The following is a 13,939-nucleotide window of genomic DNA, read 5'->3' on the forward strand; positions in this document are numbered from 1 at the left end:
GTGCTGATCCGCAATCCAAGTGCACAACGCAGGGGGTTACCTCCTGTGGGGTGCACCGGTTTTAAATACTTCACTCCACCAAAATAACCCCCTGCCTGATCGCCATCACCAGCGCCGCCTTCAATGACGTCACCCCGAACTTGCGGCGGATATTGCTGGTATGAAAGTGCACGGTCGCTTCCGTGCACCCTTGAATACGGGATATCTCCCACGCGGATTTGCCGATCGCCACCCATTCCAGGACTTGTCGTTCCTTGACAGTCAACTGGACAGTGGCGGTTGTGGTGTTGGAGGGCGGCGTAGTGCCGGGTGGTTTTCCGTTGTCGCGAAGCATGGTGAAGTCCTTTTCCTGAAGATCGCCGCACCACGATACCCCCGCCACCCCCAACGCGAACCTGACATAAATGACAGCGCTGGAGGTCCGCGAAGGCCTTGCGCCGTCTAGGCTGTAGCGCTTTTTTACAGCTTCTTTACGCCCCGACCGGCCTGTCGATCTCGCGCCTTTACACCCTGCCTGCGGACAATCTCCCCACGCGGCCTGTGCCGTATCGGTGTTGCCTGATGGGGGAAATTTCAATGAGCGTTATGGATGGTATCTCGCTGCTGATGGGAGTCGGGCTGTTCATCTATCTGCTGGTGGCGCTGTTGCGCGCCGACCAGAGTCAGGAGTGATCATGCACAGTTACGATTATCTGTTGATCCTGGCCTTTCTGGTCCTGCTGCTGGCACCCGCGCCTTGGTTGGGGCGTTTCTATTATCGGGTCATGGAAGGCGAGCGCACCTGGCTGAGCCCGGTGCTGGGGCCGGTCGAGCGGGCCTGCTACCGGATTTCCGGCATCGACCCGAAAACCGAGCAATCCTGGCAGCAATACATGTGGGCCTTGCTGGCTTTCAACCTGGCAGGCTTTGTCGTGCTGTTCGCGATGCTGATGCTGCAAGGCGTGCTGCCGCTCAACCCGCAGCAACTGCCGGGCATGGAATGGTCGCTGGCTTTCAACACGGCGATGAGTTTTGTCACCAACACCAACTGGCAGGCCTACAGCGGCGAAGCGTCGCTCAGCTACCTGAGCCAGATGGTCGGCCTGACCGTGCAGAACTTCGTCAGCGCCGCCACCGGTCTCGCCGTGCTGGTCGCGCTATGTCGCGGTATCAGTCGTCGCTCGTCGCAGAGCCTGGGTAACTTCTGGGCCGACATGACCCGCGCCACGCTCTATGGGCTGTTGCCGATCAGTATCGTGCTGGCCGTGTTTCTGGTCTGGCAGGGCGTGCCGCAGAACTTCGGCCATTACATTGATGCGCTGACCCTGCAAGGCGCGGATCAAAGCCTGCCGATGGGCCCTGCGGCCAGTCAGATATCGATCAAGCAACTGGGCACCAATGGCGGCGGTTTCTTCGGCGTCAACTCGGCGCACCCGTTCGAGAACCCGACGGCGTGGAGCAACCTGTTCGAACTGGTGTCGATCCTGCTGATCCCGGCAGCGCTGGTGTTCACCTTTGGCCACTATGTCAAGGACATGCGCCAGAGCCGCGCGATTCTTGGCTGCATGCTGGCACTGCTGTTGATCGGCGGCGCGGTGTCGCTGTGGGCCGAGTACCAGCCCAACCCGGCACTGAACATCGCCGGTGTCGAGCAGACCGCACCGCTGGAAGGCAAGGAAACCCGCTTCGGCACCACCGGCACGGTGCTGTGGTCAGTCGCTACCACTGCGGCCTCCAACGGTTCGGTCAACGGTATGCACGACAGCCTCAACCCGCTGACCGGCATGGTTGCGCTGGTCAACATGATGGTCGGTGAAGTGATTTTCGGCGGCGTGGGTGTGGGCCTCAACGGCATGCTGCTGAACGTACTGATTGCGGTATTTCTCTCCGGCCTGATGATTGGCCGCACGCCGGAATACCTCGGCAAGAAGCTGCAAGCGCAGGAAGTCCGGCTGCTGGTCGCCACCTTGCTGGTGATGCCGGTCGGCGTGCTGGTGCTGGGCGCGATTGCTGCCAGCCTGCCTGGCCCGGCCGGTGCGGTCAGCAACCCCGGCCCGCATGGTTTCAGCCAGTTGCTGTACGCCTACACCTCGGCCACGGCCAACAACGGCTCGGCGTTCGGCGGTTTCAGTGCCAACACCGTGTTCCACAACCTGATGCTCAGCCTGGCGATCTTCATTGGCCGCTTTGGTTACATCCTGCCGGTGCTGGCACTGGCTGGCAGCCTGGCCATGAAGAAAACCGCACCACAGGGTCAGAACAGCTTCCCGACCCACGGCCTGCTGTTTGTCACTCTGCTGACCGTCACCATTTTGCTGGTGGGTGGTTTGACCTTCCTGCCGACCCTGGCACTGGGGCCGATTGCCGAACACCTGAGCCTGGGTTTCTGAGGAACCGATCATGAGCACTACTGATTTTTCAAGACGTGATGCTGTAAAAGCTGCCGAGCCTCAGGCCGCCAGCGAGACAGCCAAGACCGGCATCGCTGCCCTGTGGCGTCCGGCGCTGGTGCAGGCGTTCGTCAAGCTCGACCCGCGCCAGCTCAAGCGTTCGCCGGTGATGCTGGTGGTGGAACTGACTGCCATTCTGACCACCGTGCTGTGCGTGATCCCCAACCCGCAGGTGCCCACTTCGGTCTGCGTGCAGATCGCCCTGTGGCTGTGGTTCACCGTGTTGTTCGCCAACTTCGCCGAAGCGCTGGCCGAAGGTCGTGGCAAGGCCCGCGCCGACAGCCTCAAGGCCGGCAGCGAAGGGCTCAAGGCGCGCATTCGCGATGAGAACGGCAGCCTGCGCATCATCAATGCCAGCGAGTTGCGCAAGGGCGATGTGGTGCGCGTCGAGATCGGCGAAATGATTCCCGGCGACGGCGAAGTCATCGAGGGCATCGCGGCGGTCAACGAGGCGGCGATTACCGGCGAATCCGCGCCAGTGATTCGCGAATCCGGTGGTGACCGCTCGGCCGTGACCGGCAACACCCGGCTGGTGTCCGACTGGCTGCTGATACGCATCAGCGCCAACCCCGGCGAATCGACGCTGGACCGCATGATTGCACTGGTGGAAGGTGCCAAGCGGCAGAAGACCCCTAACGAAGTCGCGCTGGATATTCTGCTGATCGGCCTGACCCTGATCTTTCTGCTGGTGGTCATCACCTTGCAGCCGTTCGCCCACTTTGCCGGGGGCAGCCTGCCGCTGGTGTTTCTGGTGGCACTCCTGGTCACCCTGATCCCGACCACCATTGGCGGCCTGCTGTCGGCCATCGGCATTGCCGGCATGGACCGGCTGGTGCGCCTCAACGTGATCGCCAAGTCCGGTCGCGCCGTGGAAGCTGCGGGCGATGTGCATGTGCTGTTGCTGGACAAGACCGGCACCATCACCTTCGGCAATCGCCGCTGCGCTGCCGTTTACGCAGCACCCGGCGTGACCCCGAAGGAACTGGGCGAGGGCGCCTTGCTGGCGTCGCTGGCCGACGATACGGCGGAAGGCAAATCCATCGTCGAGTTCCTGCGCAACCTGCACCCGATGAACGAGCCCACCCTGAGTTCGGTAACCGCTGTACCGTTCAGCGCCGATACACGTCTGTCCGGTGTGGATTATCAGGGCCATGTGTACCGCAAGGGCGCGGTGGATTCGCTGCTGGCTTTCATCAACATGCAGCGTAGCGACCTGCCGCCTGCACTGGCGCGGGAAGTCGACAAGATTGCCAAGACCGGCGGCACGCCGCTGCTGGTCTGCGCCAACGGTCGTTTGTTGGGTGCGATTCATCTCAAGGACGTGGTCAAGCCGGGTATTCGCGAGCGCTTCGAAGAGTTGCGCAAGCTGGGGATTCGCACGGTAATGGTGACTGGCGACAACCCATTGACTGCCGCAGCCATCGCCGCTGAAGCGGGTGTCGATGATGTGCTGGCCGAAGCCACACCAGAGAAAAAGCTGGAACGGATTCGTCAGGAGCAGGGCGAAGGCCGACTGGTGGCGATGTGTGGCGACGGTGCCAACGATGCGCCTGCACTGGCGCAGGCGGACGTCGGTATGGCGATGAACGATGGCACCCAGGCCGCGCGTGAAGCGGCCAACATGGTTGACCTCGACAGCGACCCTACCAAGCTGCTGGACGTGGTGCAGATCGGCAAGGAATTGCTGGTCACACGCGGTGCGCTGACGACGTTTTCGATTGCCAATGATGTGGCCAAGTACTTCGCCGTGCTGCCTGCGCTGTTTGCCTCGATTTATCCGCAACTGGGCGTGCTCAACGTCATGCAACTGGCCAGCCCGCAAAGTGCGATTGTCTCGGCCATCGTCTTCAACGCGCTGATCATCGTTGTGCTCATCCCGCTGGCCCTGCGGGGCGTGCGGGTTCAGGCCGCCAGCGCGGCGCATCTGTTGCGTCGCAACCTGCTGATCTATGGCCTGGGCGGCATCGTTGTACCGTTTCTCGGCATCAAGTTGATCGACATGCTGCTGGTCGCACTCGGCCTTGTTTGAAGCCTGTGCTGCACGCCGGTCGGCGTGCAGCCTCACCTGATTGAGGATGTGCAGATGTCCAATGTATTGCGTCCGGCCTTGAGCCTGATCGTGTTGATTAGCCTGATCACCGGCGTGGCCTATCCACTGGTGGTCACCGGGGTTGCGCAAGTGGCGTTTCCGGCGCAGGCCAATGGCAGCCTGGTATACGACGCGGCGGGCAAGGTGCGCGGCTCGGCACTCATCGCCCAGTCGTTTACCGGTGATGGGTGGTTTCAGTCGCGTCCTTCGGCAGGCGCGTTTGCGACGGTAGCCAGTGGCGCGAGCAACTTTGCGCCGAGCAACCCGGCACTGGTGGCACGCGTGAAAGAGGACGTTGCGAAACTGGCCAATGCCTCGCAGGAACCGGTGCCACTTGCCTTGCTGACCACGTCCGGCAGCGGTCTGGACCCGCATCTCTCGCCTGAAGCGGTTGCCTGGCAGGCCGGTCGCGTTGCTGCGGCGCGCCAGTTGCCGTTGGACAAAGTACAGGCGCTGATCGACGCCAATACTCAGCGTCCGCTGATCGGCCCGCCCGTGGTCAACGTATTGGCCTTGAATATGAGCCTGAATCAGTTACCGTCTGCACCGCGCAACGCGCAGTTGTAACAAAGTGCGCCGTGTTCGCAGCAGATTCACTAAGCTGTAGATGATTAGAGAGGGTGGTAACCAAGGTGAGTGATTCCGGTCGAGCTGATGCACTGCTGGCCCAGCTGCCCCGCGAAGGGCGCGGGCGGCTGAAGGTTTTTCTTGGTGCCGCGCCGGGCGTGGGCAAAACCTACGCCATGCTTCAGGCGGCCCATGCGCAGTTGCGTCAGGGCGTCAGGGTCTTGGCGGGCGTGGTGGAGACCCACGGCCGTGCGGAAACCGAAGCGCTGCTCAACGGCGTACCGCAACAGCCCTTGTTGCGCACCGAATACCGAGGCATGACCCTCGAAGAAATGGACCTTGATGCCTTGCTCAAGGCGGCACCGGCATTGGTGCTGGTCGACGAACTGGCGCACACCAATGCGCCCGGCAGTCGGCATACCAAGCGTTGGCAGGACATTCAGGAACTGCTCGCTGCCGGCATCGATGTCTACACCACCGTCAACGTCCAGCATCTGGAAAGCCTTAATGATCAGGTGCGCGGTATCACCGGGGTGCAGGTGCGCGAAACGCTGCCGGACTGGGTGTTGCAGGAAGCTTTCGACCTGGTGCTGATCGACCTGCCGCCGCGCGAACTGCTGGAGCGCCTGCGCGACGGCAAGGTGTACGTGCCGGAGCAGGCGCGCGCGGCCATCGACGCCTTCTTCACGCAAACCAATCTCACTGCGCTGCGCGAAATGGCCATGCAGACCGCTGCGGCGCAGGTCGATAACGATCTGGCGCAGGGCTACCGGCAATTGGGCCAGTCGGCTCCGGCAGTTCGTGGGCGGATGCTGGTGGGCATCGACGGTGATGCCCATGCCGAGCGCCTGGTGCGTCACGCCAGTCGGGTTGCTCAGCGTCGCCACCTGCCGTGGAGCGCCGTGCATGTGGACGACGGGCAAACCCTCGACGAGCAGTCCCGCGCGCGCCTGCAAAGCGCTCAGCAACTGGCCGAGCGGCTGGGTGGCGAGGCGGTGTCATTGCGTGCCGGGGAGGTTGCCAGAACACTGGTGCAGCATGCCATCGAACGGCGAGCCAGCGTGGTACTGGTCGGTCAGTCGCGTCGGCACTGGCGTCGCCGGGTGTTTGGCGGCGGTGTTGCCGCACGTTTGTTGCGTGAAGGGCACGGGTTGGAAATTTCAGTGCTCGACGACAGTGAAGAGCTACCCGATCAACCGCCGCGCGCACGCCCGGCGCGCGAAGTGGTGTGGTTCGATTACGGCCTGGCCTTTGTGGCCACGCTGCTTGCCAGTCTGGTCGCCTGGGGTGTGTCGGGCGTGCTGGCGCTGCCCAACATTTCCCTGATCTTTCTCGCGGCGGTGTTACTGGTTGCGGTGCGCAGCAGCATGGGACCGGCGCTGGCGTGTGCCGGGCTGTCATTTCTGGCCTATGACTTTCTGTTCATTCCACCGAGTTTTTCCCTGAACATCCAGCGCGAAGAAGACGTGCTGACGCTGCTGTTCTTCCTGCTGATGTCGGCCCTGACCGGCAAGCTTGCGGCGCGCCAGCGCAGGCAGTTGCAGGCGTTGCGTGATACTCAGGAACAGACCAGCGAACTGCTCGACCTGTCGCGCAAGATGACCGCTGCCACGGATCGAAAAGCAGTACTCAATGCCGCCGAACAGCATTTTTCCGGCTGGAAGGAATTGTATCTGTGCCTGGTTGATCGTGACGGGCAGGGCGGTTTGGTTGTTGAGACTGGTGGGCCGCTGACCTTCTCGGAAGCCGAACGTGCCGCCGCCGACTGGGCCTGGCAGCACGATCAACCGGCTGGCAGCGGCACCGGCACGCTACCGTCCGGGCGCTGGTGGTGGTGGCCGATTACCGCGGAAGAAGGGCCATTGGCCCTGCTGGGTGTCAGTGCGCGTGAAGGCCAGTCGTTCACCGCGCAACACCGGCGTCTGCTGGCGGCGCTGACCCAGCCGCTGGCGCAGGCGCTGGCTCGCGCACAACTGGCGCAAGAGCTTGAAGCCGCGCGCCTGCATGGGGAAACCGAGCAATTGCGCAGCGCCTTGCTGGCCTCTGTGTCCCACGACCTGCGTACGCCACTGACCTCCATGCGCGGCAGCATCGACAGCCTGCTGGCGCTGGGCGAAGCCATCCCGCTGGAGGATCGCCGCGAGCTGCTGGAAGGTACACGCGACGAAGCCGAACGTCTGGATCGCTATATCCAGAACCTGCTGGACATGACGCGCCTGGGACATGGCGCGCTGAAACTTGCACGAGACTGGGTGTCGCCTGCCGATATCGTCGGCAGTGCGCTCAACCGGCTGCGCGCCGTGCTGGCACCCTTGCAGGTCAGCACCCAGGTGACCGGCGAGCTGCCATTGCTGTACGTGCATGCGGCGCTGATCGAGCAGGCGCTGGTCAATGTGCTGGAAAACGCTGCGCGCTTTTCACCCGTTGACGGGCGCTTGCAGGTGGCGGCGGGTGTGGTCGACAGCGAGCTGTTCTTCTCGGTCAGTGACGAAGGGCCGGGCATTCCGGAGGATGAGCGGGCGAAGATTTTCGACATGTTCTACACCGCGGCACGCGGTGATCGGGGCGGGCAGGGCACGGGCCTGGGGCTGGCGATCTGTCAGGGCATGATTGGCGCGCATGGTGGACGTCTCAGCGTCGAGGAAGGCATTGACGGGCAGGGTACGCGCATCACCTTGTTCCTGCCGTTGCAGGCGCAGCCCGATGTGGAAATGGAGGAGTCAGCTTGAGCCAGGCGGCAACCATTCTGGTCATCGATGACGAGCCGCAGATTCGCAAATTTTTGCGCATTAGTCTGGTGTCTCAGGGCTACAGGGTGCTGGAAGCGGCCACTGGCGGGGATGGCCTGACCCAGGCGGCATTGAACAAGCCGGATTTGCTGGTGCTTGATCTTGGCCTGCCGGACATGGACGGTCAGCAAGTGCTCAGCGAGTTTCGCGAGTGGTCAGCGGTGCCGGTACTGGTGCTTTCGGTACGCGCCAGCGAAGCACAGAAAGTCCAGGCGCTGGACGCCGGAGCCAACGACTACGTGACCAAACCGTTCGGCATTCAGGAGTTTCTGGCCAGAATCAGGGCGCTGCTCAGGCAGGTTTCCGGTAGCGACAAGCCGGAGTCGGCCCTTCAATTCGGTCCGCTGACCGTCGACCTGGCCTATCGCCGGGTGCTGCTCGATGGTCACGAAGTGGCGCTGACGCGCAAGGAATACGCGGTGCTGGCGCAGTTGGCACGCCACCCTGGGCGGGTCATTACCCAGCAGCAGTTGCTCAAGGATATCTGGGGGCCTACCCACACCGATGACAGCCACTACCTGCGCATTGTGGTCGGGCATTTGCGTCAGAAACTGGCGGACGATCCGACCGCCCCGAGGTTCATCCTCACCGAGCCTGGAATAGGGTATCGTCTGCTGGCCGACCACTAGATGAAAAAAGCGACCATACCCCCGTGGTACGGCACTTTTACTGCATCGAATCGTCAAAGCCGCACACTCCATATTCACTCCTGAGGTAACACCCCCATGAAAGCCTTTATCTGTCTGCCATTGCTTGTCTTGGTTCTTGCAGGTTGCGCTGGCAAGACCGGGTATCGAGACAGCTGCGCCACCCAGATAGACGCTGCCTGGCACGAGCTTGATCTGGCCAAGGCCGAAGGCTTCGCCGGCACCGTCAGTTACTCCAAGGCCCTGTCGCTGCTGACCGGTGCCAAGACCCAGCAACAGTTCGAAGCATTTGAAGGCTGCACCGAAAAAGCCGAAAAAGCCCGCTTCTACATCCGCGAGTCGCGCGCTGGCCGTTGATAGCTGACGATACACCGGTCCTGTGGGAGAGCGCTTGCTCGCGAGGCAATGCTTCAGGCGCAGAGCTCTCGGGGCTGTACCGGCCTCTTCGCGAGCAAGCTCGCTCCCACAGGGTTTGCGGTTTGCATAGCAACGAGCGCGAAGCGTCGCACGATAGTTGAGATTATCGTTCCGCACGCTCCAGCGTCGGAATGCCTTGCGTGACGCTCCACGTCACATCTCTGTGCTGCGCCGCAGTGTCATAAGCGGGCGCAGATCTTCCAGCATCACATCACATCAAATCCCTACCGACTCTAGCGAAACGGCCTACGCTCATCTTAAAGTGTTCGGACACTAGCATCGCTTGCAGTCCCACAGTCATTAAGCAGTTGCCGGAAGGGGCTTTCGATGGGTAGAAAACTCGATGCATGCCTGAGCGCCATCAATGAAGTGGTACTGGGCAAGGAAGTGCAGGTGCGGCTGGCAATGACCTGCCTGATCGGCGGCGGGCATTTGCTGATCGAAGATTTACCGGGGATGGGCAAGACCACGCTCAGCCATGCGCTGGCGAAAATTCTGGGCCTCAGTTATCAGCGCATTCAGTTCACTTCCGACCTGCTGCCGGGTGACATCCTGGGGACTTCGGTATTTGATCGGGACAGCGGGCAATTCACCTTTCATCCGGGGCCTATCTTCGCCGAACTGGTGCTGGCCGACGAAATCAACCGCGCCACCCCCAAGAGCCAGAGCGCGTTGCTGGAAGCCATGGAAGAAGGGCAGGTCTCCATTGAGGGCGCGACACGTCTGTTGCCCGATCCATTCTTCGTGATTGCGACTCAGAACCCGTTCAGTTCCGGTGGCACCTTTGCCTTGCCCGAGTCTCAGCTGGACAGGTTCCTGATGCGCATCTCCATGGGCTATCCGGCGAGAGCCGCAGAGAAAGCGTTGCTGCTTGGCGAGTCACGCCGCGAACTTTTACCGCGCCTGCAGCCGATTCTGGACCACGCCATGCTTGGCCAGTTGCAAGCGCATGCACGGCAGTTGCGGGCCAGCGATGCGCTGGTCGACTATGTACTGCGACTGGTCGAGGCAACCCGCAGCCAGCCGCAATTCGCCTATGGACTGTCGCCCAGGGCGAGCCTGGCGATTCTGTCCGCAGCGCGGGCCTGGGCGATGTTGCTGGGGCGTGATTACGTCATTCCCGAGGACGTGCAGGCGGTATTGCCGTCGGTGGTCGGCCATCGGCTGCGCGAGCGCAGCGACCCGACCGGGCATGGCGGTGGGGCGCTGGTGCAGTGGTTATTGCGCGAGGTGCCGGTGCTTTGATCGAGCCGCTCAAACCGCTATGGCAACGCTGGCTGGCAAAACGAATTCCTCCGGCGTCACGCATCACGCTCGACCACCGGCGCATCTTCATCATGCCGACGCGCACCGGCATGACCTTTGCGGTCGTGATCGTGCTCATGCTGCTGGTGGCGATCAATTATCAAAACAGTCTGGCCTACGGGCTGACCTTTCTGCTGTTGTCGGTCGGCGTGTTGGCCATCCTGCACACGTATCGCAACCTCAGCGGCTTGATTCTCAGTGCCGGTGTGGCGCGTTCAGTGTTTGTCGGCGAACCGGTGCAATTGCGCCTGCGCCTGGAAAGTGCCAGCCAGGCCCACCACGCCTTGGGCGTGGGTTGGACTGCGACAGCTCTGCAATCCGGCGATGTACTGCCTCGCGGGCTGACCGATGTGGAACTGACCCTGCCTGCCGAAAAGCGCGGCTGGCTGCATGCGCCAAGGCTGCGGATCGAGAGCGCGTTCCCGCTGGGCATTTTCCGCGCCTGGAGCTGGCTGGATCTGCAGCAGAGTGCCTTGATCTATCCGCGGCCACTGTCGGGTGCCATGCCGCTGCTAAAAGGTGTGCAGCCCCACGCCGAGGACGACGGTCAGGCCACTCAGGGTGCCGGTGTCGATGATTATCAGGGGCTGCGCAGCTACCAGCCGGGCGATAACCTCAGTCGCCTGCACTGGAAAGCCTATTCCCGAGGTCAGGGGTTGCTGGTCAAGGACTTCACTGACTTGAGCGGCCACGACCTGTGCCTGGACTTCATGGCGCTGGGCGGCGATATCGAGGAGCGCTTGTCGCGTCTGTGTTATTGGGTGCTGGAGCTGTCCCAGCGTCGTCAGCCGTTTGCCTTGCGCCTGCCAGATTTTCTGTCCACGGTCGACAGCGGTGATGCGCACCGCGAAGCCTGCCTGCGCGCCTTGGCGCTTTATGGTCATCGATCATGAGTGACAAGAATAAAGCGCTCGCAGCCTCACCCATTCCGCGTGTCAGCCTCACCTGGCTGCTATTGGCGCAGGCACTGGTGGTGTTGCCGTTCGCGCTGCACGTGCCGGTATCGATCACGCTTCTGTGGCTGGGCTGCACATGCTGGCGGGTTCAGGTGTTCCGGATGCGCGCGCGGCTGCCCGGCACCTGGATCAAATCAGGGTTGCTGGTGGGCACCGCCGGTGGCGTGTATCTGGCGCGTGGCAGTCTGGTCGGGCTGGATGCCGGAGCGGCGTTACTGGTGGCGGCATTCGTTCTGAAAATGCTGGAAATGAACAACCATCGCGACGCACGGGTTCTGATCTTCCTCGGTTTCTTTTGCGTGGCGGTCGGCTATCTGTTTGAAGACAACCTGCTGTGGGCGCTTTTCAGCCTTTTGCCGGTCGGCGCACTGCTGGCCGCGTTGATTGGTCTGCAGCAGGCGGATCTGGCTGGCAGGTCAATCGACACGCTCAAGCTGGCGTTCAAGCTGATGGCGCAGGCTGTGCCGTTGATGCTTGTGCTGTTTCTGTTTTTTCCACGTCTGGACCCGCTCTGGTCGTTGCCGCAACCGAGCAACAAGGGCGTCACTGGGCTGTCCGACAACATGGCACCGGGCGACATGGCCGAGTTGAGCAAGTCCCCGGCACTGGTATTTCGGGCCAGTTTTGAAGGACCGATACCGGCGCGCAATCAGTTGTACTGGCGCGGTCTGACCCTTGAGCAGTTCGATGGGCGGCGCTGGTCACAGTCGGCACGTGCCCAGACCGTGCAGATCCCGCAGTGGGAAAAGCGCGGCGATCCACTGGCCTACAGCATTGTCATGGAAGCCAGCGGTCGGCCCTGGTTGCCGAGCCTCGACGTGGCCGAGACCACGTTGCCGGACGTTCGGCAGATGAGCGACTTCCGCCTGCAACGCCGACGTCCCGTCGAGCAATCGCTGTTATATGCCGTCAACTCCTGGCCGCTGAGCATTCGCGACCCGCAACCCAGCGAACAGGTCCAGCGCCAGAACCTGCAATTGCCCGCCAGGGGTAATGATCAGGCCCGGCAGTGGGCCGCTGAGCTGCGCCGTCGCTACACTACGGAGGATGCAATGGTTGCCGCGATGCTCGGTTATTTCAGCGACCAGCCGTTTCACTACACCCTCAAGCCGACACTGTTGGGCAACGACAGCATTGATGAATTTCTGTTTGCCAGTCGTCAGGGTTTTTGCGCCCACTACGCCGGTGCAATGACTTTTGTACTGCGCGCTGCGGGTATTCCGGCGCGGGTCGTGGCCGGGTATCAAGGCGGCGAACTGAACCCCGACGGACACTACCTGACGGTGCGCCAGTTCGACGCGCATGCGTGGGTCGAATACTGGCAGCCGGGTATCGGCTGGCGCAGTGTCGACCCCACCGCAGCAGTTGCACCGCAGCGTATCGAACAGGGCTTGGAGCAGGCGTTGGCAGCAGACGAGGCCTTTCTGCAGGACTCGCCCTATTCAGCGTTACGCTATCGCAATGTGCCTTGGGTCAACGCCATACGCCTGAGCTGGGATAACCTCAACTATGGCTGGCAGCGCTGGGTGCTGGGCTATCAGGGACAACAGCAGTTACAAATTCTCGGCCGTTGGTTTTCAGGGTTTCAGGCACCGGTTTTCGTCCTGGGGACCTTGCTTTCACTGGGCTTGATTGCATTATGGCTGTTCAAACCGTGGCAGCGCGAAAGCGACTCGCAACTGCGGGTGTTCAACGCATTTGAACGCTTGCTCGCCCGTCATGGTCTGCGTCGTATGCCGGGTGAAGGCGCTGACGCATTCTGCCGCAGAGCGGTGCTGTATTTTCCACAGCATGCCGAGGCCATCGAAGCTTTCATCCGCGAATTTCAGGCGCAGCGCTATGCCGGGCGGCTTGCTTCGGCCAGCCGCTTGAGGCATGCATTGAGCACGTTGCGTCGTCGTCTGCCATGGAGGTTGTCAGCCGTCAGGGACAGGCATTCATGAATGAGTGTTTCGAAGGGGAATTGCATGTCTTCAATGGTGGATCATCTGGTGGCCGAGGTGTTGGCGCTGGATGTCAAATTGCTTGCGTGCCAGGCACGCCTTGCAGTTTCGACGGACAACGAAGCGCTGCATGATTTGCGTACCACCGTGCGTCGTCTGCGTAGCGTACTGCGGCCCCTGCGGGAAAACCCGGCTGCCGCAGAGCTGGAAGAGGCCGCAAAAGCGGTAGGGCAACTGACCACGCCTTTGCGTGACATGCAGGTGCTCGCCGCGTTTCTCGAAGAGCAGGGCCTGAACGAGGCCGCTTTCAAGCGCAACCAGTACTTGGGAAATGCCTGCCCCAGGGTTGCGACGTCGCCTGAACTGAGCCGTTTGCTCAAGCTGATAGATCTATTCCCGGAGCTGCTGCGTTTGCAACAGCGTCAGGGAATGTTGCGTGGCCTGCGCAAGACCATCGAAAAGCGTATGGACAAACAGTGGAGCAAGCTACGTGTGGCCATCGCCGAGCCTGGGCATGATCGGCATGATCTGCGCCTGCTGATCAAACGCGTGCGTTACGCCGCCGAAGCGTACCCGGAACTCAGCCACCAGCCGAAAAACATGCAGGCCCGGCTCAAGGCCGCACAAGGCGAGTTGGGCGACTGGCATGATCATTTGCAATGGCTGGCGCAGGCTGCCGAGCAGCCGGATCTGGCGCCGTGCATTGCGGGTTGGCAAATCGGCATCGTGCGTGCCGAGCGCAAGGCCGAGGCGTCGCTCAAGCGGCTGGCCAAGGCCTGTTTCTAAGGCAGTGGCGT

At 62.0% G+C, this 13,939-nt stretch carries 12 protein-coding genes; 11 read left to right on the plus strand and 1 reads right to left on the minus strand.

Annotated features, from left to right (window positions below):
- Nucleotides 1-70 precede the first annotated feature (70 nt).
- Nucleotides 71-334, minus strand: a complete 264-nt coding sequence (locus KP808_RS09485; RefSeq protein WP_122281930.1) for a helix-turn-helix domain-containing protein — start codon at nucleotides 332-334, stop codon at nucleotides 71-73.
- A 242-nt stretch (nucleotides 335-576) separates the two neighbouring features.
- Here KP808_RS09485 and kdpF point away from each other — a divergent pair, with 242 nt between their 5' ends.
- The 11 genes from kdpF (at nucleotide 577) to KP808_RS09540 (ending at nucleotide 13,928) form a co-directional block, all read left to right on the plus strand.
- The gene (kdpF, locus tag KP808_RS09490) at nucleotides 577-672 is read left to right on the plus strand and encodes a K(+)-transporting ATPase subunit F (RefSeq protein ID WP_003406089.1); all 96 of its coding nucleotides are present in this window, start codon (nucleotides 577-579) and stop codon (nucleotides 670-672) included.
- Between the two features lie 2 nt (nucleotides 673-674).
- Nucleotides 675-2,369 (plus strand): potassium-transporting ATPase subunit KdpA, encoded by a 1,695-nt coding sequence (kdpA, locus tag KP808_RS09495; protein WP_122281931.1) that lies wholly within the window; start codon nucleotides 675-677, stop codon nucleotides 2,367-2,369.
- 10 nt (nucleotides 2,370-2,379) lie between these two features.
- Nucleotides 2,380-4,458 carry a potassium-transporting ATPase subunit KdpB gene (gene kdpB / locus KP808_RS09500; RefSeq protein WP_230018259.1) on the plus strand — a complete coding sequence of 693 codons (2,079 nt, stop codon included), beginning with the start codon at nucleotides 2,380-2,382 and terminating at the stop codon, nucleotides 4,456-4,458.
- Between the two features lie 54 nt (nucleotides 4,459-4,512).
- Complete coding sequence (gene kdpC / locus KP808_RS09505) at nucleotides 4,513-5,085, plus strand: potassium-transporting ATPase subunit KdpC (protein WP_230018261.1); 573 nt, start codon at nucleotides 4,513-4,515, stop codon at nucleotides 5,083-5,085.
- Between the two features lie 65 nt (nucleotides 5,086-5,150).
- Nucleotides 5,151-7,814, plus strand: coding sequence for a sensor histidine kinase (locus KP808_RS09510; protein WP_058408854.1), 2,664 nt, complete (start codon nucleotides 5,151-5,153; stop codon nucleotides 7,812-7,814).
- Entirely contained in the window at nucleotides 7,811-8,503 is a 693-nt protein-coding gene (locus tag KP808_RS09515; RefSeq protein WP_230018263.1) for a response regulator, read from the plus strand. The genes KP808_RS09510 and KP808_RS09515 overlap by 4 nt, the downstream gene beginning before the upstream one ends.
- Nucleotides 8,504-8,599: 96 nt before the next feature.
- A complete protein-coding gene (locus tag KP808_RS09520) occupies nucleotides 8,600-8,878 on the plus strand; it encodes a hypothetical protein (protein WP_002552999.1) in 279 nt (92 codons plus the stop codon).
- Nucleotides 8,879-9,265: 387 nt separating this feature from the next.
- Complete coding sequence (locus KP808_RS09525) at nucleotides 9,266-10,183, plus strand: AAA family ATPase (protein WP_122281955.1); 918 nt, start codon at nucleotides 9,266-9,268, stop codon at nucleotides 10,181-10,183.
- A complete protein-coding gene (locus KP808_RS09530; protein ID WP_122281956.1) occupies nucleotides 10,153-11,136 on the plus strand; it encodes a DUF58 domain-containing protein in 984 nt (327 codons plus the stop codon). The genes KP808_RS09525 and KP808_RS09530 overlap by 31 nt, the downstream gene beginning before the upstream one ends.
- A complete protein-coding gene (locus KP808_RS09535; RefSeq protein WP_122281957.1) occupies nucleotides 11,133-13,142 on the plus strand; it encodes a transglutaminase TgpA family protein in 2,010 nt (669 codons plus the stop codon). Before KP808_RS09530 ends, KP808_RS09535 begins: the two co-directional genes overlap by 4 nt.
- Before the next feature lie 24 nt (nucleotides 13,143-13,166).
- Nucleotides 13,167-13,928: a CHAD domain-containing protein gene (locus tag KP808_RS09540; RefSeq protein ID WP_122281958.1), complete on the plus strand. Its 762-nt coding sequence runs from the start codon at nucleotides 13,167-13,169 to the stop codon at nucleotides 13,926-13,928.
- Nucleotides 13,929-13,939 lie beyond the last annotated feature (11 nt).

The organism is Pseudomonas savastanoi (genome assembly GCF_020917325.1).
In the GTDB taxonomy this organism is placed as follows: domain Bacteria; phylum Pseudomonadota; class Gammaproteobacteria; order Pseudomonadales; family Pseudomonadaceae; genus Aquipseudomonas; species Aquipseudomonas amygdali.